Here is a 25,668-nt window from a genome sequence, read left to right on the forward strand (position 1 = left end):
ATGGTGGTGCAATAATTATGAAATGTCCTTTCTGTGGTTACGAGGAAACTAAAGTTCTAGACTCAAGACCAGTTAGTAACGGCACTTCCATAAGAAGAAGAAGAGAGTGTTTGCAATGCCAAGCACGCTTTACAACTTATGAAAGATACGAACAAACAAGGATAAGAATAATAAAAAAAGATGGCAGAAGAGAACTATACGATAGAAAAAAACTAATGAACGGGATCTTAAAGGCATGTGAAAAAAGGCCTGTAAGTACGGATCAAATCGAAGAAATTGTTGATAATATAGAAGAACAATTAAGAAGAAGTGGCAATTCAGAAATTTATTCTTCTGAAATCGGTGATAAGGTTATGGAGCAATTGAAATCAATCGACCAGGTAGCTTATGTAAGATTTGCTTCGGTTTATAAAGAATTCAGAGATTTAGACAGTTTTTTACAGGCTATAAGAGAATTAAAAAATAGTTAATCACCATTATTAGAAATGGGAGGAGCGATACAAAAGTGGCTGAACAAGTATACAAACTAACCAGAGAAGGGTACGAAAAATTAAAAAAGGAACGAGAAGAGCTTAAAAAAAGACTTATGGGGGAAGTTGCCCAAAGAATTAAAGAAGCCAGGGAATTGGGAGATTTATCAGAGAACAGTGAGTACGAAGAGGCAAAAAACGAACAAGGAATGATAGATTCAAGAATCAAAGAGATAGATTACATATTAGACAATGCAGAAGTAATTGAAAATGGAAGCAATCACGATAATTCTACCGTAAGTTTAGGAAAAAAGGTGAAAATAAAAGATTATAGATTGAATAGAGAACAGGAGTTCTTGCTAGTTACCCCTCAAGAGGCAAATATCGAAGAAAATAAGATCAGTATTGAATCTCCTATTGGAAGATCATTACTAGGAAGAAGAAAAGGGGAAGTTATCAACATTAAAACAGCCAGAGGAAGCTCAAAAAAAATAGAAATCAAAGAGATAAGCTAAGATTTCACACATTACAAACTAACTTTACCAAGCAGGAGGCAAAGTATGGATCTTAGAAATATACGAATACATCTAATTAAAGAAATGAGAGAAAAAGGATACAATCCGTATAAGTACAATTTTCAAAAAAATTATACTTCTCAACAAATTAAAGATCTTTTCGACAGTAAAATAGAGGCTGGCCAACAATTACCGGATCAAGCTTTTAATTTCGCCGGAAGGTTGATGAATCTAAGAAAACACGGCAAATCTGCTTTTGCTGATTTAAAGGATGAATTTGGACGTATCCAAATATATATCCGTTTAGATCAAGTAGGGCAAGAAAGTTATGATTTTTTCAAAGAATATATTGATATCGGAGATTGGATAGGAATAAAAGGTTATCCCTTCAAAACAAGAACCGGCGAATTAACCCTTTTGGCTTTAGAAATAGAATTACTTTCAAAGGCTATTCGCCCTCTTCCAGAAAAATGGCATGGACTCAAAGATAAAGAAGTTCGATATAGACAAAGATATGTGGATATGATCGCAAACGATGACACCATTAAAACCCTTAGAACACGTTTTTTAATCATCAAATACATTAGAGAATACTTAAACAACAAAGGTTTTTTAGAAGTCGAAACTCCTGTTCTCCAAAGTATAATGGGGGGAGCAAATGCAAGACCTTTTATTACCCATCTAAACGTTTATGATATAGATATGTACCTCCGGATAGCCACAGAACTACATCTAAAAAGATTGGTCGTCGGAGGCATGGAAAAAGTTTATGAAATAGGGAAAATATTCAGAAACGAAGGTGTTTCAAACAAACATAATCCAGAATTCACAACTATTGAGTTGTATCAAGCTTTTGCTGACTACAACAATATGATGGAACTAACCGAAGATCTCTTGTACAACATTACAAAAAAAGTTCACAACAAAGCAAAAGTTACATATCAAGGAGAAGAAATAGATTTCACACCTCCTTTCAAAAGAATAAAGATGAGAGAATTCATACAAGAAAATCTTGGAATAGATATAGTAGAAGCTAGTGATCAAGAACTAAAAGAGTTTTTGAAAAACCAAGGTGAAGAGGTAGAAATAGAAGACAGATACCATTATCTCGATAAAGTATGGGATTTAGTCGAAGATAAGATCATTCAACCTACATTTGTTATGGATTACCCTATAGAATTATCTCCACTAGCAAAAAGAAAAAAAGATGACCCAAGGTTGACCGAAAGGTTTGAATTAATAATAAAGGGCAACGAAATAGCTAACGCCTTTTCTGAATTGAATGATCCTCAAGATCAATTTGAAAGGTTTAAAAAGCAAATGGAACTGAAAGAGTTGGGCGATGAAGAAGCTCAAATGATGGATCTTGATTTCATAAGGGCCTTAGAATATGGTTTGCCACCAACTGGAGGGCTAGGAATAGGTATTGACAGAGTTTGTATGTTGCTCACCGATACTCCAACTATTCGCGACATAATACCTTTCCCAATTGTAAAACCAGTGTCTTTCGAAGACGAAGAAGCTATGTTGAAAGAAGAAGAGACTAACGAGTAAAAGAGGATTTTAATGCATTTAAAAGCCTTTGGAAAAGTTAACCTTTACTTAGATGTAATTAGTAGGAGAAAAGATAGTTACCATAATATTTTAACCCTTTTCCAATCTATTAACGAACACGACGATATATTTATCGAATTTTCTAAAAGTGAAATATTCGAATCAGAACCTCCTTTAAATATTTCATGGGATAATAATATAATAAAAAAGTCCATAGAGACCTTTAAAAAAGAAACGGGTTTTTACAATTTTAACTTAAAAATTAAGCTTATTAAGAATTTACCTATGGGTGGAGGATTAGGGGGCGGAAGTGCCAATGCCGCTGCTGTTTTAAACTTTCTCTCAAAGAATTTTAAAATATCAGAAAAAGACTTATTCGAAATAAGTTGCAAAGTTGGAAGTGATGTTCCTTTTTTGCTAAAAGGCGGAACGGCTATCGGTAAAGGCAAAGGAGAAATTTTAGAATTTTTGGAACCGTTAAAATTAAATATAAAAATATACCCCATGAACTATAACATTGATACTAAAAAAATGTATGAAAAAATAGACCAAAATTGGGAAAGTATCATCCATTTTGGTGATCCATACAAACTGTACAAAGCTTTAAAAAATAACGACGTTATAACTGCTAAACAAAATGCGTTTAACGTTTTCGAACAAGTGGTATTCAAAGAATATCCTAAATTGAAACAAAAAAAGGATGACCTAGAAAAGGATGAAGAAATTATATTTGCTTTGATGTCTGGTTCAGGTAGTACGTTATACAAAGTAATTGAAGCTAACTGAACTCTTTATCTAGCTTATAGACAAAAGCAATTATTTCAGCAGCTAGCTCATACAACTCGGCAGGAATTTCTTCATCCAAATCTAAACCATAAAACTCTTCAACAGCTTTTTCGCTTTTAACTATTGGTATGTGTTCCTCTTCAGCTATTTCTATGATCCTTCTGGCTATTGAATCGATACCTTTAGCAACGACTTTAGGTGCCTGATCCGTTCCTCGCTTATACCGTAAAGCTACCGCTTTTTTTGAATTAGACATTTTTTCATCACTTCTTTAAATACTCTTTCATTGTTTCAACAATGTAATCCGCATCTTTTTTACTTACCCAATAATTAGTTACAAATCTGAATTCTCCATTTTCTGGTGGATTTATTTTGATACCTTTTTCTAAAAAAAATGATACCATTTCCTCAAAATTTATATCTTTTTGTATTGTGAAAAAAACCATATTTATATGAATATCGTCTAAGTTCAAAGAAATTTCAGGGATTTCACTCAATCTTTCTCCCAGATATCTAGCGTTTTCATGATCCTCTTTTAGTCTAAATCTCATCTTTTCAAGGGCAATTAACCCTGCAGCAGCTAAAAATCCAGCTTGCCTTAAACCTCCACCCATCAGTTTCCGTTTCTTTTTGGCCTTTTGAATGAAATCTTTACTCCCGGCCAGTAAAGAACCTACAGGGGCACACAAACCCTTTGAAAGGCAAAACATAACTGAATCACAGTACTGAGTTATCTCCTTGGGATCAACGTCCAAGTAGGTTGCAGCGTTGAATACTCTAGCTCCATCCAAATGAACAGGAATTCCATTCTCATGAGCTATCTCAGATATTTCTTTCATATTTTCAAGTGGCAAAACCCTTCCATTGGAATGAGCATTTTCTAGACATATCAAACCAGTAGAGGGGAAATGAAGGTCGTCTTCTTCCTTTCTTATTCTGTTTTGAATGTCTTGAGGTGACATAACTCCCTTATCACTCTTTATAGTTCTCAATTGTACACCAGCAATTACCGAAGCCGCTCCAACCTCGTGAACAACTACATGGCAACTATCATCAAGGATAACTTCATTTCCTCTTTCACAATGTGTAAATATGGAAAGTTGGTTACCAAACGTTCCACTAGGAACAAAAAGTGCGTCTTCCTTTCCAACTACTTCTGCAGCGTATTCTTCTAATTTTTTCATCGTTGGGTCTTCATCGTAAACATCATCACCAACTTTTGCATTAAACATCGCTTCTCTCATCTCTTGAGTAGGTTGCGTAACGGTATCACTTCTGATGTCTATGTATCTCACTAAAACTCCTCCTCTTTCTCAAAGCTCTTTTAAATCTAATTTCTTTTTCAAATATTTATTTACTCTATATGAAAAAGTAGTCAAAATTATTACTCCAATCATAATTGAAGCCCCAATCATCTGTAACCCAGAAAATTTCTCCCCTAAAAAAATAAATGAAAATAATGAAGCGAATATGGGTTCGCCAATGAATATAAGAACGGTTGAATTAGAACCAATTACCTTTTGATATCTAGCTTGCAGAAAATTCACAACTATGGTCGCTGCTATTCCAGTGTATATAGCGGTTAACCAAATTGGCGCACCTAATTTCCAACTAGAATTGAATGAAATTGACACATTGATTATAGCAGCAAATAAAAACTGATAAGCTAAAAGCGATGTTTCTTCAACAACTTTTGAAAATTTCGTTATTAAAACAATATGAACTGCAAACAAAACGGCACCCAAAAACGTTAAGAAATCCCCAAAATTAAACCCTGAAATACCTCCAAAAAGCATGTAAGAACCTAACAAAGACAAAGGAAAACATAACCACTGAATGAAGTTAGGTTTTTCTTTTTCAATTAAATAAGAAATTATAGGAGTAAATGGAATATATAAAGAGGTAATAAATCCACTTTTTGAAGCATCTGTAAAATTGATTCCATAAGTTTGCAAGGCATGTGCTAGTCCTAAAATTATTCCTAAGGTTGCCCCGTACTTGAAAGAATGCTTTTTCCAAATAAGGAAAGATAAAACAGCTGCAATACCAAACCTTATAAACAAATAGGGCAAAGTTTGAAGATCAGTTAACACTACCTTGTGAATTGGAAAGGTAGAACCCCATATTACAGTAACTAGCAAAAGCCATAAAAATGCTCTAATCAATCTATACTCCCCCATTTTTTTTGCTTATTTCGAAATATTATACCAAATTTTAATTCGAATTTAAATCGTATTCTTAATTAATCTTAAGAATTTTTAATAAAAATCGTTGCGTTTTGGTGTATAATTGAAGAAAACTTATATAAAAAAGGGGGTAATGTTTTCAAGTTAAAAAATCCAACTATAGGCACTGTAGAATTCAAAGATTTGACTAATTTCATTAAATTATTTTTAGAAAACAAAAGTTACAAAGTGTGGGTAGGTACAGATAGCCATGCAAGAGATGGGCACGTAACTTTTGCGACAGCTATAGTAATTTACAAAGTAGGCAATGGGGCTACATATTTTTATTATGTCACTCACGAACGTAGGTCATACGATATGTACTCAAGATTGATAAAAGAAGCCGAATTTAGTTTAAACACCGCAGAATTTATCGAAAATCACTTAAATTTAATAAAGCCAGAAATACACCTTGATATAGGTTTAAACGGTAGATCAAAAGAGGTTTTTAGTGTTATTACAGGCTACGTAAAAGGTTTGGGATATAATTATAAAATAAAGCCAGAATCATTTGCAGCTACTAATGTTGCTCATCTATATACCAAGTAAAAATATTGGTATATTTTTTGTTTTAATTATATTCTCAACAATTATTTTTATTTTCTTAACATAAATAGGAGTACAATATATAAGTAGAATTTAGTAAAAATAGTTGTATTTTTTCTCAGAGGTGGAATCATGAATTTAAATCCAAACGACGTTATAAAAAAGTTGATAGAAGCAGAAGAGAACTACGATAAAAAATTAAAAGATTTCCAAAAAAAATTGATTGAGGAACAAGAAGAACAAATTTCTCTTTTAGAAAAAGAAAAAGAGGATAAAATGCTGGAAGTTGATAATCAATACAAAGCCATCATTAAAAAAGCAGAAGAAAGATCAAGAGATCTATTGGACGAAGCAGATAGAGATATAAAGAATTATAAAAACAAGTTTGAAAAGTTGGAAAAAGATAAAGAAAAAATAGCCAAAAAAGTGATAGAAAATTTAATTTACTGATCGAGGTTGTTGAAATTGTTGATCCCTGGACTAACATCTAAAGTTAAAGCACTGTATTCCAAAATCCTTAATCAAAGTGATTATCACAATTTAATAGAAGCGAGTTCGATAACAGAAATAGTCGCTTACTTAAAAAACAACACTCATTACAATGAAGTATTAGTAGGAACAGATATAGCAAATTTACACAGAAGAGACTTGGAAATATTGATACGAAAATCTATATTATCAGACTTTTACCATTTGTATTTTTATCTACCAGTCAAAGTTCAAAAATTATTTAAGTTAATAGAAAGGCGTTATGAAATTGAAAATATAAAATTTATCTTCCGTTCTCTACATTCTGGTCATTTAGAATATATTTCAAAGGAAAGACTTTTCCCCGTTAATCACAAAACCATTAGTGAAGAGACATTCATGGCGATAAAGAATTTTGACGACGCTTTAAACACATTTAAAAATAGTATTTACTCTGGAGTAATCACCTCCGCCTATGACAACTACAGAAAAACACAAAAATTGCAATATTTGTTAAACGCTATAGACTTTTGGTATTTTTCCAGTTTGGAATCAGAATTCAAAAAAAATCCAGAATTTTCTTCAAACTTGAGGGATTTATTCTTCAAACAAGTGGATTTAATAAATATTCAATGGATCTATAGAGCAAGGCTTCTCTTCAAACTTTCTACAAGCGAAGTTTTAAACTTATTGCTCCCAATAACTTTTAAATTATCAAAAAGTGAAATAGAAAATCTTTCAACTTCAGAAGATCTCAATGATTTCATCGAGAAAATCTCTTTGACCTTTTATGGAGAATATTTTAAGAATATTGATCAAAATATATTTTCTTACATAATAGAAAGGTTATGTAATAGAATATTGTTAAAAGATGCAAAAGAATTAATATCTGAAACCCAAAATGGTTTGACAGTTATGAGCGGATATTTATTTCTTAGAGAATATGAATATAAAGATTTAATTACTCTTATAGAAGCCAAAAGGTATAAAATTCCCAATGATAGATTCAACGCTTTTTTGCTGTTGATTGAGGAGTGAGTTCATGCAGGAAAGACTAAAACCGTTCACAATAATCTCCACCAAAACAGAATTAGAAAAAATTTCAAAGAGAATTATTGATTCTCAAAGTGTGGAAGTTATACCACTCGAAAAGGTACTGGATGAAAGTCTATTAGAAAGGATAAAAAAAGATAACGTCAACCCTTTTCAGGAAATATACGAAAATTTTAGAAATATCTATGAATTTGTGGAAAAGAACCCCGAACCCAAAACATGGGAAGTTTCTTTCCCTACAAAAATTAAAAAAGATGAAATAATCGAGTTTTCAAAAAATCTTACGGATGAGTTGCACACTTTATCCGAAAGGATTTCAAAGTTGAAAGAAGAAGAAAAGTATCTGGAAAATAATCTGAATCTTTTTGATAAACTACAAAAGATTCAACTTGATGTTAAAAATATACAAAAAATACAAAACCTTAAATACAAAGTAGGCAAAATCAGCAGTATGTACTATGAAAGGCTTTTTAACAGTATAAAAAATGAGGATATTTTAGTATTAAAACTCAACGAAGATAAAGATTTCGTATGGCTTTTTATCGTATATGACTCCAACGAAGATATAGAAAAAACACTTTCAATTGCTAATTTTGTAGAATACGAAATCCCTAAGAATTATTCAGGAACGCCTTCAGATATATTGAAAACAATTCAAGACCAATTGAAGGCTGTTAAATACGAAATTGAAATTATCGAGATGTCTATAAAAAAGTTGTTCTACGAAAAGCGTAGATATATTTACGAATACTCTGATTATGTTTTCGTCATGAAAAATATCTATGATTTAGTTCAGAATATTAGTTTCACTGAGGACTTTTTCATAATCTCTGGTTGGACCGATCAGGCAACATATTCAAAACTTTTTCATTATTGTAATTCAAATGATTATTCTTTACTTATTGAATGTAGTATTAAAGAAAAACAACCTACTTTACTTAAGAATAGAAGTTTTTTCAAACATTTTGAGTTCATTGTTAAGATGTTCAGCACACCATCGAGCGATGAAATAGACCCAACACCTATAATCTCAATATTATTCTTATTCTTTTTTGGGATGATGTTTGGTGACATTGGACATGGCCTTGTTCTTACTTTATTGGGATTTCTAATTTACAAAAAGAGTAAAAGTGACTTATTTTACGTCTTAGGTGCTTCTGGAATCTCTTCGATGATTTTTGGAACGTTATATGGGAGTTTTTTTGGATTTGAAAATATCATTAAACCCTTGTGGAAAAGACCTATGGATAATATAAACTATTTTCTACTCACTTCAATTTACTTCGGGATAGCTGTGATAACTTTAGCTATGATTTTGAACATATTCAACAAGATTAAAAATAAGCAAACATTTGAACTTTTATTCGATCCAAATGGCTTATCAGGGATTGCATTTTATTGGATAGTACTTGGAGGAATTTTTTATTATATGAGAAATGGTGCATTCCCAAAAATAAGTATTGGTTTTATTGTTGCATTGATAGTTGCCATATATCTTAATGGTATAATCTTTGAAAAAGGAAAATTAAGTGAAAAAGCTGTTCAAAGTTTTTTCGAGCTTTTTGAATCTCTACTTGGATACCTAAGCAACACTCTTTCTTTTATAAGGTTAGGTGCTTTTGCTTTAAACCATGCCGGGCTATTTCTCGCATTTTACATGATGTCTCAAATGGCAAGTAACTCAGTAGTTTCATTTGTTATATTACTCTTGGGTAATATTCTAATAATCGGATTGGAAGGCCTGGTTGTGTTCATTCAAACTTTAAGGTTAGATTATTACGAATTTTTCACCAGGTTTTTCAAAGGTAATGGGAAAGAATTTAATCCAGTTAAATACAAATTTTAAAAATTTCCGGAGGTGTTAGTTATGGCATATGTTGTTTCATTAACCGCTTTAGTTGTTTTGACAATTATGTTTGGTTTTTATTTTTCAAAAAAACCCGAAAAGGCAAGATCTTTTGCAAAAAAGTTTTTTAGGGGAAACATTGCTGTATTTGGAGTTGTACTTCTTTTAGCTATAATTACTCTTTTCCCGACCCATGTTTCAGCTCAAACAACAACTTCTACAACTGAAACGAGCGTAACATCTGACACAACGAACAATAAGGGGTTAGGATTATTGGGCGCAGCATTATCTACAGGTTTATCCGCTATTGGTGCAGGTATCGGTGTTGCGATAGTAGGTTCGGCAGCGGTAGGAGCTATAAGTGAAAAACCCGAGTTATTAGGAAGAACGTTAATATACGTAGGTTTAGCCGAAGGAATAGTGATATATGGGTTGATCGTTTCGATAATGATACTGGGGAGAATCTAACAAATGAAATTCTTTCTAATAAGTGATAACATCGACACTGCCATTGGTTTAAGACTTAGTGGAATTGTTGGGACCGTTGTTCATGAAAGAGATGAGATATTAGAAGCCTTCAATAAGGCGTTGAGCAATAAAGAAATTGGCGTTGTTTTGATAACTGAGTTAGCTTCACAAAAGATACCGGAAGAAGTTAAAAAACATAAACTAGCCGGACAGTTACCTTTAATTTTTGTCATACCGGATAGGCACGGATGGCGAGGCGACAAAGATTTCATTACAAAGTACGTTGAAGGGGCAATTGGAGTGAAAATAAATGAATGAAATCGAAGATAAATTGGAATCAATGCTTGAATTATTAGACAAGAAATTTGAACAAAAATGTGATGAATTAAAAATTTCTTATAATAAGAAACTGGAAGAGGTTCAAAAAAGAATTGAAGAAGATATAAATAATTACAGAGATAAAAAATTAAAGGAAGCTAAAGAAGAGGCCGACCTTACTGTGAAAGTTAGCCAATCAAAAGCTAAGTTGAAGATAAAACAAGAAAGACTTAAGTTGAAAAACCAACTATTGGAAAGTCTTTTACAATTAATAAAAAAAGATCTTGTGACTTTGGATCCTGACAACAAAAAATATTTTTACCAAAAATTGTATATTGACGCAACTAAGCTGATACATAACGATTACGAGGTGCTCTGTAACAAAAATGATTATGAAACAGTGAAATCTATAGTTTTAGATCATAACGTTAAAACAAGTAAAGAAATTGAAGGTGGAATCCTCCTAAAAAGTAATAATACAATCATTAACAACAGCATAGATTCATATGTAGAACAAAATAAAACAAAAATCTTCTCTCTGATATTGGAAGAAGTAGGTGATATATAATGTACATTAAAGAAATAAATGGACCTGTCGTTAAAGTTAAAGGTGTGGAAAAACTTTCGATGAATGAAATGGTTAAGGTAGGTAATCTGCACTTAATAGGAGAGGTAATCTCCATTGATGAAGATGAAGCAACTGTTCAAGTTTACGAGGAAACTTCTATGTTAAAACCTAAGGAACCCATTGAAGGTACAGGACAGATGCTTTCTGTAGCGTTAGGTCCGGGCCTTCTAGGAAGTATTTACGACGGTATTCAAAGACCATTGAACAAATTAATAGAGAAAAGTGGATCCTTTATTGGCAGAGGGGTAGAGGAGTTTGGACTAGATCTTTCAAAAAGATGGGAAGTTATGTTTTTAAAGAAAAAAGGAGATATTGTTAAGGGTGGAGATGTAATATCTCAAGTGCAAGAAACAAAACACATAGTGCATAAAATTATGGTTCCAGCAGATATACATGGAAAGATAGTTGAAATCAAACAAAATGGTTCCTATAAAGTAGATGAGGTTTTGGCAAAAATTCAAACTGAAGACGGTATAAAAGAAATAAAAATGTATCAATTTTGGCCTATTAAAGTACCTCGAGTTGTAAAAAATAAATTAGAACCCAATATACCCTTGATAACGGGCCAAAGAGTTATAGATATTTTCTTTCCCATCAGTAAAGGAGGAACTGCCGCTATCCCAGGAGGTTTTGGTACCGGGAAGACTATAACTCAACATCAATTAGCTAAATGGGCAGATGCTGATATTATTGTTTACATCGGTTGTGGAGAAAGAGGAAATGAAATGACAGAGGTATTGGAAGAATTCCCTAATTTACAGGACCCTAAAACGGGGGCCCCGCTGATGGAGAGAACTGTCCTAATTGCAAATACTTCCAACATGCCTGTTTCTGCTAGAGAAGCGTCTATTTATACCGGGGTAACTATCGCAGAATACTATAGAGACATGGGTTACAACGTTGCAGTAATGGCTGATTCCACTTCACGATGGGCTGAAGCACTGAGGGAATTATCAGGAAGACTGGAAGAAATGCCTGCAGAAGAAGGTTATCCCGCATACCTTGCTTCCAGAATTGGCCAGTTTTATGAAAGAGCCGGATTATCGAAAAATCTCAACGATACGAATGGTTCTGTCACAATAATTGGAGCCGTATCACCTCCTGGTGGAGATTTTTCTGAACCTGTTACTCAAAGTACTACCAGATTTGTTAAATGTTTCTGGGGACTTGACAAAAACCTAGCTTATTCTCGACATTATCCATCTATAAATTGGATTACCAGCTATAGCGGATACGCAGGTGATTTAAAAGAATGGTTCACCAAAAACGTTACAAAAGACTGGAGTCAGTATAGAAATGAAGCTATGGAATTACTCAACCAAGACGATGCTCTTCAACAAACTATAAAAATTGTTGGGGAAGATGTTTTACCTGATATTCAAAAATTGGTAGTTTCAATAGCTAGAATAATAAAAATTGGAATATTACAACAAAACGCTTTCAGTGAAGTCGATTCGTACTGTCAATTAGAAAAACAACATATGATGCTAAAGATTATAATTGATACTTATTACAAGGCTAAAACTTTTATAAACAGGTCAGTTCCAATTACTCAAGTCCTACCCTCAGAAATAACAAGTAAGTTGTTAACAATGAAAGAAGATATCACCGATTTGAACGAATTCAAGAAAATCGAAGATCTTTTAGGTAAACATTTTGAAGAATTGGAAAAAAAGTATAACAGTTAAGAGGTGAAAAAATGGCAATAAGGGAATACGATCAAATTTCAGAAATTAGAGGACCTCTTATAATAGTTGAAAATACGGAAGATATCGGATACAATGAAATAGTGGAAATAGAGGAAAAAGGAAAAAGAAGAGTGGGTTCCGTTATTCTTGTTTCTGAAAATAAAGCTGTTGTTCAGGTTTTTGAAGGAACACAAGGACTTTCTCTTACAAATTCAAAGATAAAATTCTTGGGCAGAACCCAAGAAATCAATTTATCTAGTGATATTTTGGGAAGAACTTTCAACGGATTAGGAGAACCAATTGATGGAATGGGGGAGATTATTTCTCAAAAAAGTGCGGATATAAACGGATCAGCCATAAACCCCGCTGCCAGAGAATACCCCAAAAATTTCATTCAAACGGGTATTTCTGTAATTGATACAATGTTGACTTTAATAAGAGGACAAAAATTGCCGATTTTTTCTGGAAATGGTTTGCCACATAATAATTTAGCAGTACAAATCGCCAAGCAAGCAAAGTTAACTTCCAAAGAAGAATTTTCTGTAGTTTTTGCTGCTATAGGGTTAAAAAAAGATGATGCCAACTTCATAATCAAAAATTTCGAAGACAGTGGAGCAATTCAGAATATGGTGTTATTTTTAAATTTGGCGAGTGATCCAGTGGTGGAAAGGATAGCAACCCCTAGAATGGCATTGACTGTAGCAGAATATTTAGCTTTTGAAGAAGATAAACACGTTTTAGTTATTTTAAACGATATGACAAACTATTGTGAATCCTTGAGAGAACTATCTAATTACAGAGGAGAAGTACCAGGAAGAAAAGGATTCCCAGGATATCTTTACTCCGATCTTGCCTCTTTGTATGAAAGAGCGGGAATAATCAAAGGGAAAAAAGGTTCGGTAACTCAAATACCTATTTTAACAATGCCAAATGATGACATCACCCACCCCATCCCTGACTTAACAGGATACATCACCGAGGGCCAAATAGTATTATCTCGTGATCTATTTAGAAAAAATATATATCCGCCTATAAACAGCCTTTCCTCCTTATCACGACTGATGAAAGATGGTATAGGAGAAGGGTATACTCGGTATGACCATCCAAATCTATCTTCCCAACTTTTTGCTTCTTATTCTCGAGTTTTTGAAATAAGGTCATTAGCGGCCATAATTGGTGAAGATGACCTATCGGAAATCGATAAACTATATTTAAAATTTGGTGAAGAATTCGAACAGAAATTTCTTAATCAAGGTTTTCAAGAGAATAGAAATTTGGAACAATCACTTGATCTTGCTTGGGAAATACTTTCTTTGTTGCCAAAAACAGAATTAACCCGGATTAAAGAAAAAGAATTTGAAGAACATTATTCCAAAAAATAAATCTACGTATTAGAGAGGGTGAAAACAATGATTTTCGATCAAACTATCCCCACAAAAGGTAATTTGATTGCTTTAAAACAACAATACCAACTTTCACAAGAGGGCCATGACCTATTAGAGAAAAAGAGAAATATTATAATGAAAGAGCTAGTTGATTTGATAGAACAAGCTAAAGAAATACAAGAAAAAATATTAACTACACTAGCTAGGGCTTATGAATCTTTACAGTTAGCAAATTTAGATCTCGGCATTGAAAATATAGAAGAATATGCCAATGGAATCCCAGAATATGATGAATTAAAAATAAGGTTCAAAAGCGTTATGGGAGTTGAGGTTCCGGAATTAATCAGACAAGAAAAACCCAAGTTGGAAATTCCTTACGAAATATATAGAACGGATGCCGCTTTAGATGAAGCTTACATTTCTTTTGAAACGGCTTTGGAATTAATAACAGAAGCATCTATGATTGAAAATAAAGTTTACAAGCTTGCTTATGAAGTTCAAAAAACAAAAAAAAGAGTTTCCGCTCTAGAAAATATTGTCATACCTAAGATGAAAGAATCTATTAAATTTATTCAAGATACGTTGGAAGAAACTGAAAGAGAAGAATTCTTCAAACTCAAAAAGATGAAGAAGTGACACTTTCAGAAAATAGCCATATTCCTTTGGATTTAAAGAATAGGGATGGGAAATATTATATTCTTCATATGGCTCTATAACAGGGATGAATTGAACAAAACCAAAGTTTTTCCTTTTATAAAAATTGTAAACTCTTTGAGGAACCACCTCATCCGCTCTTTCAAGGCCACTTTTTCCCGGGTTATAAACCTCATTGAATCCAGCATAAAACCACCAAGCAGAATGCCTTTCTCTAAATGGACTTACCATAACCGTATAAAATCCAATGTTTTTCAACAAAGCAGGTAAACTCATATACGTTAGTTTATTTTGAAAATCTCTATTCTTACCTTTTATTCGCATGTCAGCCGTTGTTCCTCCGTGACCAACTAAACCTATTTTTATACCAAATTTATCTATAAATAGAGCTCTACATAAAAGTAAATACGGGGCTCGCGATTTTAATTATTATATTATCTCTAAAAACTCAAAAATTGGAAGTACTGCTAATATTATTTCACTACTGATCAATTTGCATAGAAAATCATCTGTATTTTCATATTACCCTGTGAATTCTTGACATGATTACTTTTATTTGATATAATTTGTGTATACAAGCTTGAGTAGACATATTTGTATATTTTTATTGAAGGAAGGTATTGTAAATGGCTGATTATAAGACACCTATTTATCAAAGAATTGCTGACAAAATAATTTCAAGAATCTATGAAGGGGAATATCCAATGAACTCATTTCTTCCCTCAGAAAATGAGTTGGCGGAGGAGTTTCATGTAACAAGAACGACGATAAGAAAAGTTTTAAGTTTATTGAAGCAACAAGGTACAATTAAAAGTTACCAAGGGCGAGGATATAAAGTTCAATCTCTTTTTTGGGAGCAAAGTCTTTTGAAGTTTTACAGCTTCGGAAAAAGTATAGCCAGCAAGCTTGAAAATTCTAATACTAAACTTATATCGGTAAAAAAGGTTTCTGGATTGGAAGATGTCGATGAATTTGAAAACCTTGAATTATGGGAAATTACAAGGTTGAGATTAGTTGGTGAAATTCCTTTAATATTAGAAAGTTCTTACATTCCTGTCGAGTTTTTAAAAAAAGTGGATAATAAAAATCTGGAAACAAAACCTCTGTATGATTTACTTGCTAGAGAAGGAATAAGATGTGTCAATGCCAAAGAATATCTCGAACCTGTCCTACCTTCGCTGGAAGCCCAAGAATTGCTAGAAATTGATGAAAATATTCCTCTTTTTCAAACTACAAGATACACATATGATTCGGAAAATAGATTGGTAGAATTCAGGGAAAGCCTGATAAGAGCCGATCATTTTAGATTCTTTACTGAACTGAAATTGTAGGGAGATAATATAAATGAGTGAAAAAGGCAAATCAAAAATAGTGTTAAAAATGTTCATTACGTTTTTTAAAATAGGGCTCTTCACTTTTGGTGGAGGATATGCAATGATTCCTTTAATGGAGAAAGAAGTCGTAGAAAAGCAAAATTGGGTAGAAAAGGATAAGTTCACAGACACGGTCTCTTTAACTCAAACTATACCAGGAGCTGTGGCTATTAATCTTTCTATTTTAGTAGGATACAATATAAGGGGAGTTTTAGGAGCAGTTATATCAACAATAGGGGTTTCCTTACCTTCTTTTATAATAATATTGGTAATAGCTTTTACTCTTACGAAAACAGCGGGACTTAGCGTTTTACAAAGCGCCTTTGAAGGTATAAGACCTGCTATAGCCTCACTTATCGTATATGCCGCGATAAGTCTATCAAAATCGGTTAAATGGTCTATCGTTTTAGTTTTATTAACTGCAGGAGCTTTTGTTGCGATTGGAGCATTTAAAATTAATCCTATTTATATAATTGTTATCGCTTTCATTATAGGCAGTCTTTACTCTATGCCTCAAGGAAGAAAAAAGTCATGAAAACTTTATTTGGCTTGTTTTTTTCTTTTTTTGAAATTGGCTTATTTGGATTTGGTGGTGGTTACGCAATGATACCACTAATTCAAACACATCTAGAAAGAAGAGGTTGGATGTCCCTTCAAGAATTTCTGGATTTAATAGCTATAGCAGAGGTTACTCCCGGACCAATAGCTGTAAATAGTGCTACTTTTGTTGGATATAGGGTTTTTGGGATACTTGGTTCGTTGGTCGCAACAACTGCTGTAATATTACCTTCGTTAATTATAGGATTATTGATAGGTAAATATTTTAAGAACGGAAATGGTGATACTCAACAAAATATTCTTAAATTTCTAAAACCTGCTGTTATAGGGTTGATACTTGGTTCTGCATATACAATTGGAGTTGCTAATATCGTAAATTTGGCGAGTTTTCTTATATTTATTGGGGTTTTGATGCTCCTGTTTTTCACTAAATTAAATCCAATTTTTATAATAATTATGACAGGAGTAGTGGGAATTATCTTTTACTAGGATTCAAGTCTTGGTAACTGAGAATATTACCAACTTTTTTTGCCGATTTGATAGCCCTTATAATAGATTTTTCTACTACTTCTGCTGCTACTTCGCCAATTAAAGTAACGTCGCTTGATAAATCACCAGTAGACAAACAAAAAATAGTATCTCCATCGTACATAGTATGAACAGGTCTTATCGCCCTTGCCAAACCATCATGGCTCATTTGAGCCACTTTGTTTGCTTCTTCTTTAGACAATTTTACATTTGTAGCTACGACGGATAGAGTTGTATTTTCACCTGGATTAGACTTAAAACTAGATTTTTTCATATATTCGGATATATTCAAAAAATTATTGTTATGGTCTATAGCCCCAGCTATTATTTCCCCTTCTTCGTAAACATCTCCTGTAGCATTCACAACCGTTATCGCTCCGACAACTATTCCGTTACCTAATTCAATGGAATAACTTCCTACCCCACCTTTCATAGCATTGTTAACACCTGCCGCCTTACCAACAACTGCCCCGGTTCCTACACCAACACATCCTTCTTCAACACAATCTGATGTCGCTAAATTTGCTGCGATATAACCAGATCTTTTATCGGGTCTAACGTTTGGGTCTCCTATATCCAAATCGTAAATAACTGCAGCAGGTACTATGGGAACTTTCACGGTACTTGTTTGAAAACCTATACTATTTTCTTCTAAAAATTGCATAACCCCACTTGCCGCATCTAAACCAAAAGCACTTCCGCCGGTTAATAAGACAGCGTGCACCATTTGAACAAGATTCCCTGGTTTTAGTAAGTCTGTTTCTCTTGTTCCTGGGGCTGAGCCTTTGACATCTACTCCACCTACCGCCCCATTTTCGGCTAGAATAACCGTACAACCTGTTAAGGATTTATTGTCGGTGTAGTGTCCTACTTTTATTCCTGGTACGTCTGTTATACCATTTAACATGTTGAATCTGCTCCTTTTTTATAATAACTATCTGAAAATTTTCAACCCTCGAGTAATGGAACCTTATCTATATATTTTAAAAGCTTTTGTAATTATATATTTCCACTAATTCTTTGTAATCATCAAGCCAATAGGCTTGTGGATCTCTTTTGAATACAAAAAATTTACCATAGTTATCAGGATTGTGCGATCTATGATAACGAAAGATAATATTTTTGCTAGTCAATGCGGCAACTTCTATTTTTCCAGATTCATGAGACATTACAAATCTAGGTCTTTTGGCTAAACCTGAGATATCTTCTAAAGATTCTAGGAATATTGAATAAGCTTTTTCTAAAGGAATAGTAAAACCTTTATTTCCCATGACAGGTCTATTTTGAAATACATAATAGGGAGGAATACCATTAAAGGATAGCTTTTTAAATAATGTCGATAATGTCTTAGGATTATCATTGATACCATGCAAAAGAGGAGTTTGATTTGCTATTATGGCTCCAGAATTTTGCAATATATTTATTCCCTGAATAGAAGCAGAAGTTAATTCTCTTGGGTGATTAAAGTGCACAATAAAATATAATTTTTTACCACTATTGGTAATTTTTTTAATGAAACTTGATAGGGTATCATCCGATATTATTCTGAAAGGGTTAAAAGCCGGGGTCTTTGTACCTATGCGAATGATTTTTATATGATCTATTTCATTAATAGCTTCTACAATTGATTTAAGTTTATTAGTTGAAAGGAGTAAAGGATCACCCCCTGTCAGGAGAACATTTGTGATTTCTTCATGTTTTCGAATATAATCGAGATCTTGTTCAATTTCACGGGTTCTAACTACTTCTTTACCAACGTTCTTGAACAATCTTTTTCTAAAACAGAATCTACAGAAACTCCCACATACATCATTTACTAACAGTAAAGCGGTATCCCTATACTTGTGTTGCAGTCCCTTACTTATTGTATATGAATGTTCTTTTGAGGCGTCTTCTAATCCCCATTCTTCCAATTCTTCAATATTTGGAATTATAATCTTTCTTATAGGATCGTTTTTGTCTTTCCAATTGATTAAGTCCAAGTAATATTCATTAGCTCTAAACTTATACTTTTCTTCAACAGGTTGAAGTTCTTTTAATTCTTCTTGTGAAATCCCTTTTACTTTTTCCAATTTAGTAACATATTCTGGATACATCGATATCACTCCCCTAATATTTTTCATCATCGGCATTTTATATTATTCTTTTTGAGAAAAATTTTTCAATAAGGAAGAAATCTCATATTTCAATCTCTTTAATAAATACCCATAAATATTGGTAAATATCAAATAAAGAAATATTATAAAGAATAGACCTTTTCCCTGAGTTGCGAAATCCGGAAGAAGTTCACCAAAAAAGGTAAACATAAGATAAAAGGCAAGAATAGAAAGAGTAGTAATGATCAAGTGTTTAAATAACCTTTTTTTTACAACAATAAAAGCAAGGATTGGAAGAAAAAATAGCAAAAAGATACCAATTGCTTCAACAACAAATCCACTGATAAATATTAAAAAGAAAATTGAAATACTAAAGATAAATACATATCTTTTTTCTAAAAAGAAAGCTCCCAGAGGAAGTATCAAACTAACAACGGTGGGAGCGATTCTCAAATACCTTGACATAAGAAATAGCAAGAAAAAAAAGATAACCAAAAAAGCAGTCTTTATAAGGGGATTTTTTATATTTAAATTCATAAACTTTTAAAACCAATTACAAAGATCTCCGCCACCACATTCACAAAGGGTATCTAAACAGACAGTGGTTCCTAAACATTCTAAACAATTACCACATCCACTTCTTCCATAGCTATAGTAACCCGCTCTAAAAGTATCCATTTTTTCTCTAAACTTTTCATCTTCCTTATATTTTAAAAATAGGCTTTTGAACTCTCCCTTTTTTATTTGCTCTAGAATGGTTTGTTGCTCTTTCATCAATTTCTCCTCCATCTAAAATTTTTGTGACAGAATTTCTGTGATATATCAAAGAAAAAGTCGCTAGCTTTTTTACTAAATGCTCGTTAAAATTTGCAACTTCTTCAACGTTTTCTAAGAATTCTTTTGAACATAAATCGTAAGTAAATAAAATTCTTTCTTTTTGATCCTGAGTTAATTCATCAAATTTTTTTACTCCAAAAGAACTCGCTATAGAGTTAAAATTTCTTTTTTTTATATCTTTGTTAAAATCGTACACACTATCTACCAAATATAGCAAATAAGCAGTCACAATAGGCATGGTTGCTGGATACCCTTGTGGAAAAAATTTTTCGAATAACATTTCCATAATTTCTTGAGATGGTTTGGCATAATCATCCAAATCTAAATTTTGTTCTTCTACCTTTTGTTGCATTTTTAATAGATGTTTGTACTCATTGATAGTCTTGGAGTCAAAGTATTCAAATAGTTTTGCTTCCAATTTTTTTAATATTTTTTTTGGTACTAACTTTCCCTCTAAATTGTAATCCAAAAGTTTTCCATAGATTATGAGTAAGTTGAGATAAGCATAAGGTGTCATAAAAGAATTATTTTCAGGTTTAAATCGTTTTTTTAATCCTACATATGGACATCTGAATTCGTTTATATTCTTAAGAGGGTTGTTCAACATTGAAAAGAAAACCACTTCTTTTACCGTCGTGAGTCTATAGAACTCTCCTAAATTTTCCTTTAAAGAATGACATAATCCACAATAGTAATATAGGTAACTTTTTCTTTCTTCTTCGGTAGGGGTAAAATAGATAGATATGTATCCGTACATTTTTTAACCTCATTCATATTAATTTTACTCTTTAGAAACTTTATTTTAGCGCCCCTTCGCCCCGCAGCCCGACCATAAGGAATGGAGATGGCTTTTGACCCCACTCTCCATCTATAAGGATAAAGGAGATAGGTGAACTCAATAAACCTCAACTTTTTGTTTCTTTGTAAATGTCTTATCACCTATATTCACACTGAATTGAATTTCATACTCTCCTGATCTATCTAAATTTATAGTTTTAACGTTCGCTAAATCAAATACCTTGGCCGTTCCCGACTTTGGTATATACACTCTAGATAAATCGTTATTCTCGTAATTATAAATTAGCTGTCCTTCATAGAATAACTTAAATTGTACCTGTGAAATTTCAAAGGCCTTAGCTTCTTTATTAGAATTTTTAAGTAAGCCCTCAAAATCAAGTTGATCTCCTCTGGAGGCTGCTGAAACAACATAAACTAAAAGGGATATATCGTTGTAATTTTTATCTATTTGATTCACTACATTCAAAGTGGTTACATAAGTTTGCCCAACAGAATCAAAATCGAATAAAACATAATAATTCCCTGGATCCAACTTTTTGTTGATTTCAAAATCTAAAGGTATCGAAGACAAAGGATTCAAATTTAATGTCCCAAAAGAAAATTTCTGTGAATGGATAACCTTTTCTTTTTGTTTTATTGTTAGCGTTCCAAATAATTCTTTGTTAAAGGTTTCGTTAGTCCTGTTTACTGCTAATATGCTAACAGAAGGAAATTCCGTAGTTAGGTAGAACATCTCTTTAGCAGAAACATCTATAATCAATCCTTTATTATATTTAAAGGTTTTAACAAGATTTACATTTTCATTATTTAAGATAAAGGTCATTCGGACTTCATAGGTTCCTTTGTCCAAATTTGAGATTTCCTTTTCTCTTAATAGATCAAAAACTAAAATTGTTTTATACGGTGAGATATCAGTTTCTACAGGTTGAGGAAAAACATAACTGTATACAACCTCTGAACTTTCTTGGTTTACTATCAAAAATGAAAAATTATCAATTTTTATATGAGAATCTTTGTTGTTTGTGTTTTGAATAGTAACTTTTATATCTAAGTTATCTGGATAATAATATTCTTCTTTCGATTCTAAATTGATATGAATGCCTCTTATAACTACATTGTAAGGTAGATCAAACCTTGAACCCCTACGTCCCATAACAATAAATATCATTGATAATATAGACAAAAAAATAACAATGTAAAACGTCCATCTAATTATTCTTTTTTTAGGTTGCTCTCTTCTTTCTTTTTCTTTTTTCCTTTCTTCATCATACTTTTGCCATTCTTCTGGGCTTTTTGAAAAATATTGCATGAATTCATCTCACTATTCTCAATATTATTTAGAAAAAAGATAAGTTACTTAAATACTGATCTTCATTGATTACCCCTTCATTAAAAAATTTACGAAGTGTAGGCAACGGATCTATATAACAATCAGAATTTTTGTATTTTTCACTTATAAAATTGATACTTTTACTCTGTGAAATATCTTTTTTTAAATTTTTTGAAATTATTAAACCTTCAAAAATAGTTATAAAACCTTTTTTCCCTGTATTATAACAGTTATGACACCCATTTCCTTGGCAAAAAGGACATTTTTTAGGGATTAATCTTTGATTAAGGATGAGATCTAAGCTTTCAGAGAGATTCCTTACTTCTATTCCAAACATCTTCAACCTTTGAAGTACTAAAAAAACATTTTTAGAATGTAAAGAGGAAAACACCAGATGACCCGTTATCGAAGATTCAAATAACAATTTTGCAAAATTCTTCTCTCTAATTTCACCCACAACTATTAAATCAGGGTCTTGTCTCAATATATATTTTAAAATATCTGCCTTGTCTTCCTCAATTTTTGATACTATTTGAATTATACCAGGATTAATATACTCTATTGGATTTTCTATGCTATGTACTTTTCTTTTTCTTTTGAACTTATTAACTATATACTGCATCGTTGTAGTTTTGCCAGACCCTGTAGGACCAGAAAAAATAAGCATTTTTGATTTTTGATCAATTAATTTTTCTACATTAGAAAGAATCAAAGGCTCCATGAAAACTTTAATATCGTTTATGTTTCTTAATTTTCTTAAGACACAACTTATTCCTTCTGAAGATCTAACAAAGGAAGCTCTGTAATTAACGTTCTGAAAATTAAAAGAACCGTCGATATTTTCAAAATCTTTTACTATATCATACCCACAATTGATAAGTAATTTGTTTAGCACTACTTCGTATTCATATACACCCATAGTTTCTAAAGTTATTAAATCCCCACAGTATCTGGCTTTAACATCTACCTTTTCTTCATGGGGCTCAAAATGAAAATCTGTAATATTTTCATTGTCATACTTTTTCAAAAAGTTATCTAAAATATTTTCTTCAACTTCATAATTTTTTAAGTCTTTATTATACAAGAGATAGAAATTAGAAGGTTTCTTTTTCATTATTATTGTTGCTGAACTTCTTCTCCTGGAATTTCTTCTACATGATCTTGTAAATACTTGTTCAATTTGGATATTTCTTCAGCAACGACACCTTTACCAAATTGTCTATATAATGCTGGTTGCTCATAAAGATCTAGATAGTTTTCTTCTCCAGGCAATTTGTCGTAACCGGATGCTATAACCGTTACCTTAATAACTTCGGGAGGCAAATCTATAATTGTAATTCCCATTTTTAGCCTTGCATCATCTATTGCGTATGAACGTAAAATTTCGTTGACAATTTTCACATCTTGTGTGGTTGGAGTCTTACCAGCAATGTTCACCAAAGCAGCGGTTGCATTCCTCACAGGATCTTCCAAAATCTTACTATTCAGGGCATTTTTTATAGCTTCTTCGGCTCTTTTTTCTCCTTTCGCAAGTCCAATACCTAGCATGGCAGAACCTTTTATACGTAATACCGATGCTACGTCTGCAAAATCTAAATTGATCATACCTGGCTTGGTTATCAAATCAGAAATACCTGTAATTGCTTGAATAAGTATTTCATCAGCTTTCTCAAAGGCTTTGTCAATGGGTATATCATCGTCGTTATCTATGAGCTTATCGTTTGATATTTTAATTAAACTATCCACATACTTTTTAGTTTCTTGAAAACCCTTCAAAGCTATTCTTTCTTTCGTTGATCCTTCAAAGTGAAAAGGTAAGGTAACTATTGCCACAGTCAAAATACCCATTTGTGTAGCTAAATCAGCTATAATAGGTACAGCTCCTGTTCCTGTACCTCCCCCTAAACCCGCCGTTATAAATAAAAGATCTGTATCTTTTAAAGTTTCTTTTAAATCATCTTGACTTTCTAAAGCCGATTTTTTCCCAATTTCTGGATCTCCACCGGCCCCTAACCCTTTTGTCAATTCTTTGCCCAATTGGATTTTTGTAGGTGCATCATTATTTTCTAATACCTGTACATCCGTGTTAGCCGCGACTAGTTCTACATCATCAATACCCTTTTTTATCATCCTTTGAATAGCATTATTGCCTGCTCCTCCAACACCTATGACTTTTATTTTGTAACTGGTTTTCCTACTAAACAATTTATCTCGTTTATTGATTTCTTCCATTTCAAAGGGCATCTTCTTCACCTCCTGTTATCTTTTTAAAAAAAGTTTTTAAGGCGGTTGTTGTTTTTTTGGAAGATTTACTTTTTTTGGGGGGTTCAGAACGTGTCTCTTTACTTTTTTCATAAAGATTTTCTTCCAACAAATCAATTCTGTACCTTTCTATTAACCCAAAAACAGTTTGGAACTCCGGATCTTTTATTAACTCTTCTGGAATATCCTTAAACGAGTCGAAAGATACTATGGAACTTTTCCTGAAATTTTCACCCATCAGTTCTTTAACGGTACTTTCAATATTTCTTATCTTCGAACCTCCCCCGGTCAGTACTATTCCTCCTTGTAAAGCTCCTACTTCAAAAGTTCTTTCATAACCTATTTTTGAGAGCTCTCCATTTAACCTGCTTATGATTTCTCTGACTCGAGCAAAAATAATTTTATTTAAAAGACTTAGGGGAACGTAAGAATAACCGCTACCTGTCAATAATTGGAAATTCACCTTTTTCATTACTTTGGTTTCTCTTGAACATGCCCCTTCTTCTTCCAATAATCTATGGGCCTCTCTTTCAGAAACCTTAAGTATATTAGAAATATCTTTTAATACATATTTCATTCCATACGGAAAAGTGTAGAACAATTTTGGAATCCCCTCTTTAAAAATGATTATTCTACAAGAATTGTAACCAAAATCTATGACAGTGATTCCAACATTCCTATCGTTTGGAGTGGTAATAATATAACTACTTGATAAAGTTGAATCATATATAGGAATTTCAGAAGTATAGACAATGTCTTTTAAAACGTTAATTAACAGCGAAAAGGAATTTTCATCTACCCAAACAATATTTAGTGTTGTAGTTAAAGATTTTTCAGCAAAAAAAGAAACTGGATTTTTTACTCTTTTTTCGTCGATATGAAACTTCACAAAGTTAGAATCTAAAATTATTTTTCCTTCGTCTGTGTATTTTTTGATAACGCTTTTTTTGATGTTTCTAAGTTCATTTTCTCTAATTTCTGTTCTTTTACTAAATTCAACGGTAAAATTCTCTTCGGTAATATTTAAAGAGTTAGTAGAATATCCTACAATAATCTCAGGATTTTTAACCTTTTTTGGAGACTCCTGATTCAACTTTTCTATAAGCGTTTCAATCGATCTACGTAATGATTCCATATCTTGTATTTCACCATTAATGATGCCTTCAACTGGAAGTTTACTCAGCGAAATTGGTACTATATTTCCATTTTCGTCTGTTTCAAAAAGGACTCCTTTTAGAAAAAAACTGCCTATATCTATTCCAATCAAATAATTCTTAGCCAT

The 25,668-nt window shown here is 32.4% G+C and carries 28 protein-coding genes; 18 read left to right on the forward strand and 10 right to left on the reverse strand.

Going from position 1 to position 25,668, the window contains the following annotated elements:
* Window positions 1-17: 17 nt before the first annotated feature.
* Genes nrdR through ispE form a run of 4 tightly spaced genes read left to right on the forward strand, consistent with a single transcriptional unit; the run spans window position 18 to window position 3,325 of the window.
* Entirely contained in the window at window positions 18-470 is a 453-nt protein-coding gene (nrdR, locus tag X927_RS02080; protein WP_012208011.1) for a transcriptional regulator NrdR, read from the forward strand.
* 35 nt (window positions 471-505) lie between these two features.
* A complete protein-coding gene (gene greA, locus X927_RS02085) occupies window positions 506-985 on the forward strand; it encodes a transcription elongation factor GreA (RefSeq protein ID WP_103076453.1) in 480 nt (159 codons plus the stop codon).
* A 45-nt stretch (window positions 986-1,030) separates the two neighbouring features.
* Window positions 1,031-2,539 (forward strand): lysine--tRNA ligase, encoded by a 1,509-nt coding sequence (gene lysS / locus X927_RS02090; RefSeq protein ID WP_103076454.1) that lies wholly within the window; start codon window positions 1,031-1,033, stop codon window positions 2,537-2,539.
* A gap of 12 nt (window positions 2,540-2,551) precedes the next feature.
* Entirely contained in the window at window positions 2,552-3,325 is a 774-nt protein-coding gene (gene ispE / locus X927_RS02095) for a 4-(cytidine 5'-diphospho)-2-C-methyl-D-erythritol kinase (protein WP_103076455.1), read from the forward strand.
* On the opposite strand, the gene X927_RS02100 is transcribed toward ispE, so the two are convergent.
* Genes X927_RS02100 through X927_RS02110 form a run of 3 tightly spaced genes read right to left on the reverse strand, consistent with a single transcriptional unit; the run spans window position 3,318 to window position 5,490 of the window.
* Window positions 3,318-3,581 (reverse strand): EscU/YscU/HrcU family type III secretion system export apparatus switch protein, encoded by a 264-nt coding sequence (locus tag X927_RS02100; protein ID WP_103076456.1) that lies wholly within the window; start codon window positions 3,579-3,581, stop codon window positions 3,318-3,320. The genes ispE and X927_RS02100 overlap by 8 nt on opposite strands.
* 7 nt (window positions 3,582-3,588) lie before the next feature.
* The gene (ltaE, locus tag X927_RS02105) at window positions 3,589-4,620 is read right to left on the reverse strand and encodes a low-specificity L-threonine aldolase (RefSeq protein WP_103076457.1); all 1,032 of its coding nucleotides are present in this window, start codon (window positions 4,618-4,620) and stop codon (window positions 3,589-3,591) included.
* 18 nt (window positions 4,621-4,638) lie between these two features.
* A complete protein-coding gene (locus X927_RS02110) occupies window positions 4,639-5,490 on the reverse strand; it encodes a DMT family transporter (RefSeq protein ID WP_245855451.1) in 852 nt (283 codons plus the stop codon).
* A 204-nt stretch (window positions 5,491-5,694) separates the two neighbouring features.
* On the opposite strand from X927_RS02110, the gene X927_RS02115 reads away from it, so the two are divergent.
* The 13 genes from X927_RS02115 (at window position 5,695) to X927_RS02175 (ending at window position 17,024) form a co-directional block, all read left to right on the forward strand.
* Window positions 5,695-6,099, forward strand: a complete 405-nt coding sequence (locus X927_RS02115) for a ribonuclease H-like YkuK family protein (protein ID WP_245855452.1) — start codon at window positions 5,695-5,697, stop codon at window positions 6,097-6,099.
* Window positions 6,100-6,228: 129 nt separating this feature from the next.
* The gene (locus X927_RS02120) at window positions 6,229-6,546 is read left to right on the forward strand and encodes a hypothetical protein (RefSeq protein WP_103076460.1); all 318 of its coding nucleotides are present in this window, start codon (window positions 6,229-6,231) and stop codon (window positions 6,544-6,546) included.
* Window positions 6,547-6,561: 15 nt separating this feature from the next.
* Window positions 6,562-7,602 carry a V-type ATPase subunit gene (locus X927_RS02125; RefSeq protein ID WP_103076461.1) on the forward strand — a complete coding sequence of 347 codons (1,041 nt, stop codon included), beginning with the start codon at window positions 6,562-6,564 and terminating at the stop codon, window positions 7,600-7,602.
* A gap of 4 nt (window positions 7,603-7,606) precedes the next feature.
* Window positions 7,607-9,463, forward strand: coding sequence for a V-type ATP synthase subunit I (locus X927_RS02130; RefSeq protein WP_103076462.1), 1,857 nt, complete (start codon window positions 7,607-7,609; stop codon window positions 9,461-9,463).
* Window positions 9,464-9,484: 21 nt separating this feature from the next.
* Complete coding sequence (locus tag X927_RS02135) at window positions 9,485-9,931, forward strand: ATP synthase subunit C (RefSeq protein ID WP_103076463.1); 447 nt, start codon at window positions 9,485-9,487, stop codon at window positions 9,929-9,931.
* Between the two features lie 3 nt (window positions 9,932-9,934).
* Window positions 9,935-10,249 (forward strand): V-type ATP synthase subunit F, encoded by a 315-nt coding sequence (locus tag X927_RS02140; RefSeq protein WP_103076464.1) that lies wholly within the window; start codon window positions 9,935-9,937, stop codon window positions 10,247-10,249.
* Window positions 10,242-10,817 carry a V-type ATP synthase subunit E family protein gene (locus X927_RS02145; protein WP_103076465.1) on the forward strand — a complete coding sequence of 192 codons (576 nt, stop codon included), beginning with the start codon at window positions 10,242-10,244 and terminating at the stop codon, window positions 10,815-10,817. The genes X927_RS02140 and X927_RS02145 overlap by 8 nt, the downstream gene beginning before the upstream one ends.
* Window positions 10,817-12,565 (forward strand): V-type ATP synthase subunit A, encoded by a 1,749-nt coding sequence (locus tag X927_RS02150; protein ID WP_103076466.1) that lies wholly within the window; start codon window positions 10,817-10,819, stop codon window positions 12,563-12,565. The genes X927_RS02145 and X927_RS02150 overlap by 1 nt, the downstream gene beginning before the upstream one ends.
* 11 nt (window positions 12,566-12,576) lie before the next feature.
* Window positions 12,577-13,947 carry a V-type ATP synthase subunit B gene (locus tag X927_RS02155; RefSeq protein ID WP_103076467.1) on the forward strand — a complete coding sequence of 457 codons (1,371 nt, stop codon included), beginning with the start codon at window positions 12,577-12,579 and terminating at the stop codon, window positions 13,945-13,947.
* Window positions 13,948-13,974: 27 nt separating this feature from the next.
* Window positions 13,975-14,586 carry a V-type ATP synthase subunit D gene (locus X927_RS02160; protein ID WP_103076468.1) on the forward strand — a complete coding sequence of 204 codons (612 nt, stop codon included), beginning with the start codon at window positions 13,975-13,977 and terminating at the stop codon, window positions 14,584-14,586.
* A gap of 644 nt (window positions 14,587-15,230) precedes the next feature.
* Window positions 15,231-15,935, forward strand: coding sequence for a GntR family transcriptional regulator (locus X927_RS02165; RefSeq protein WP_103076469.1), 705 nt, complete (start codon window positions 15,231-15,233; stop codon window positions 15,933-15,935).
* 13 nt (window positions 15,936-15,948) lie between these two features.
* The gene (locus X927_RS02170; protein ID WP_103076470.1) at window positions 15,949-16,512 is read left to right on the forward strand and encodes a chromate transporter; all 564 of its coding nucleotides are present in this window, start codon (window positions 15,949-15,951) and stop codon (window positions 16,510-16,512) included.
* Window positions 16,509-17,024 carry a chromate transporter gene (locus tag X927_RS02175; protein ID WP_103076471.1) on the forward strand — a complete coding sequence of 172 codons (516 nt, stop codon included), beginning with the start codon at window positions 16,509-16,511 and terminating at the stop codon, window positions 17,022-17,024. The genes X927_RS02170 and X927_RS02175 overlap by 4 nt, the downstream gene beginning before the upstream one ends.
* On the opposite strand, the gene X927_RS02180 is transcribed toward X927_RS02175, so the two are convergent.
* Both X927_RS02180 and X927_RS02185 read right to left on the reverse strand, forming a co-directional pair.
* A complete protein-coding gene (locus X927_RS02180) occupies window positions 17,011-17,970 on the reverse strand; it encodes a P1 family peptidase (protein ID WP_103076472.1) in 960 nt (319 codons plus the stop codon). The two genes, X927_RS02175 and X927_RS02180, sit on opposite strands and share 14 nt — an antisense overlap.
* A 76-nt stretch (window positions 17,971-18,046) precedes the next feature.
* Window positions 18,047-19,159 (reverse strand): KamA family radical SAM protein, encoded by a 1,113-nt coding sequence (locus X927_RS02185; RefSeq protein WP_103076473.1) that lies wholly within the window; start codon window positions 19,157-19,159, stop codon window positions 18,047-18,049.
* 241 nt (window positions 19,160-19,400) lie between these two features.
* Here X927_RS02185 and X927_RS10090 point away from each other — a divergent pair, with 241 nt between their 5' ends.
* Window positions 19,401-19,706, forward strand: a complete 306-nt coding sequence (locus X927_RS10090; protein WP_146026561.1) for a hypothetical protein — start codon at window positions 19,401-19,403, stop codon at window positions 19,704-19,706.
* 156 nt (window positions 19,707-19,862) lie between these two features.
* Here X927_RS10090 and X927_RS02200 read toward each other — a convergent pair whose 3' ends face one another.
* The 5 genes from X927_RS02200 to X927_RS02220 all read right to left on the reverse strand — a co-directional run bounded on the left by X927_RS02200 (window position 19,863) and on the right by X927_RS02220 (window position 25,668).
* Complete coding sequence (locus X927_RS02200; RefSeq protein ID WP_103076476.1) at window positions 19,863-20,753, reverse strand: DUF5685 family protein; 891 nt, start codon at window positions 20,751-20,753, stop codon at window positions 19,863-19,865.
* 138 nt (window positions 20,754-20,891) lie between these two features.
* A complete protein-coding gene (locus tag X927_RS02205; protein ID WP_103076477.1) occupies window positions 20,892-22,103 on the reverse strand; it encodes a hypothetical protein in 1,212 nt (403 codons plus the stop codon).
* Window positions 22,104-22,131: 28 nt separating this feature from the next.
* Window positions 22,132-23,238, reverse strand: a complete 1,107-nt coding sequence (locus tag X927_RS02210; RefSeq protein WP_103076478.1) for a GspE/PulE family protein — start codon at window positions 23,236-23,238, stop codon at window positions 22,132-22,134.
* A 2-nt stretch (window positions 23,239-23,240) separates the two neighbouring features.
* Window positions 23,241-24,368: a cell division protein FtsZ gene (gene ftsZ / locus X927_RS02215; protein ID WP_103076479.1), complete on the reverse strand. Its 1,128-nt coding sequence runs from the start codon at window positions 24,366-24,368 to the stop codon at window positions 23,241-23,243.
* Window positions 24,358-25,668, reverse strand: coding sequence for a cell division protein FtsA (locus X927_RS02220; protein ID WP_169925095.1), 1,311 nt, complete (start codon window positions 25,666-25,668; stop codon window positions 24,358-24,360). The genes ftsZ and X927_RS02220 overlap by 11 nt, the downstream gene beginning before the upstream one ends.

Origin of the sequence: Petrotoga mexicana DSM 14811 (assembly GCF_002895565.1) — a bacterium.
Classification (GTDB): Bacteria; Thermotogota; Thermotogae; order Petrotogales; family Petrotogaceae; genus Petrotoga; species Petrotoga mexicana.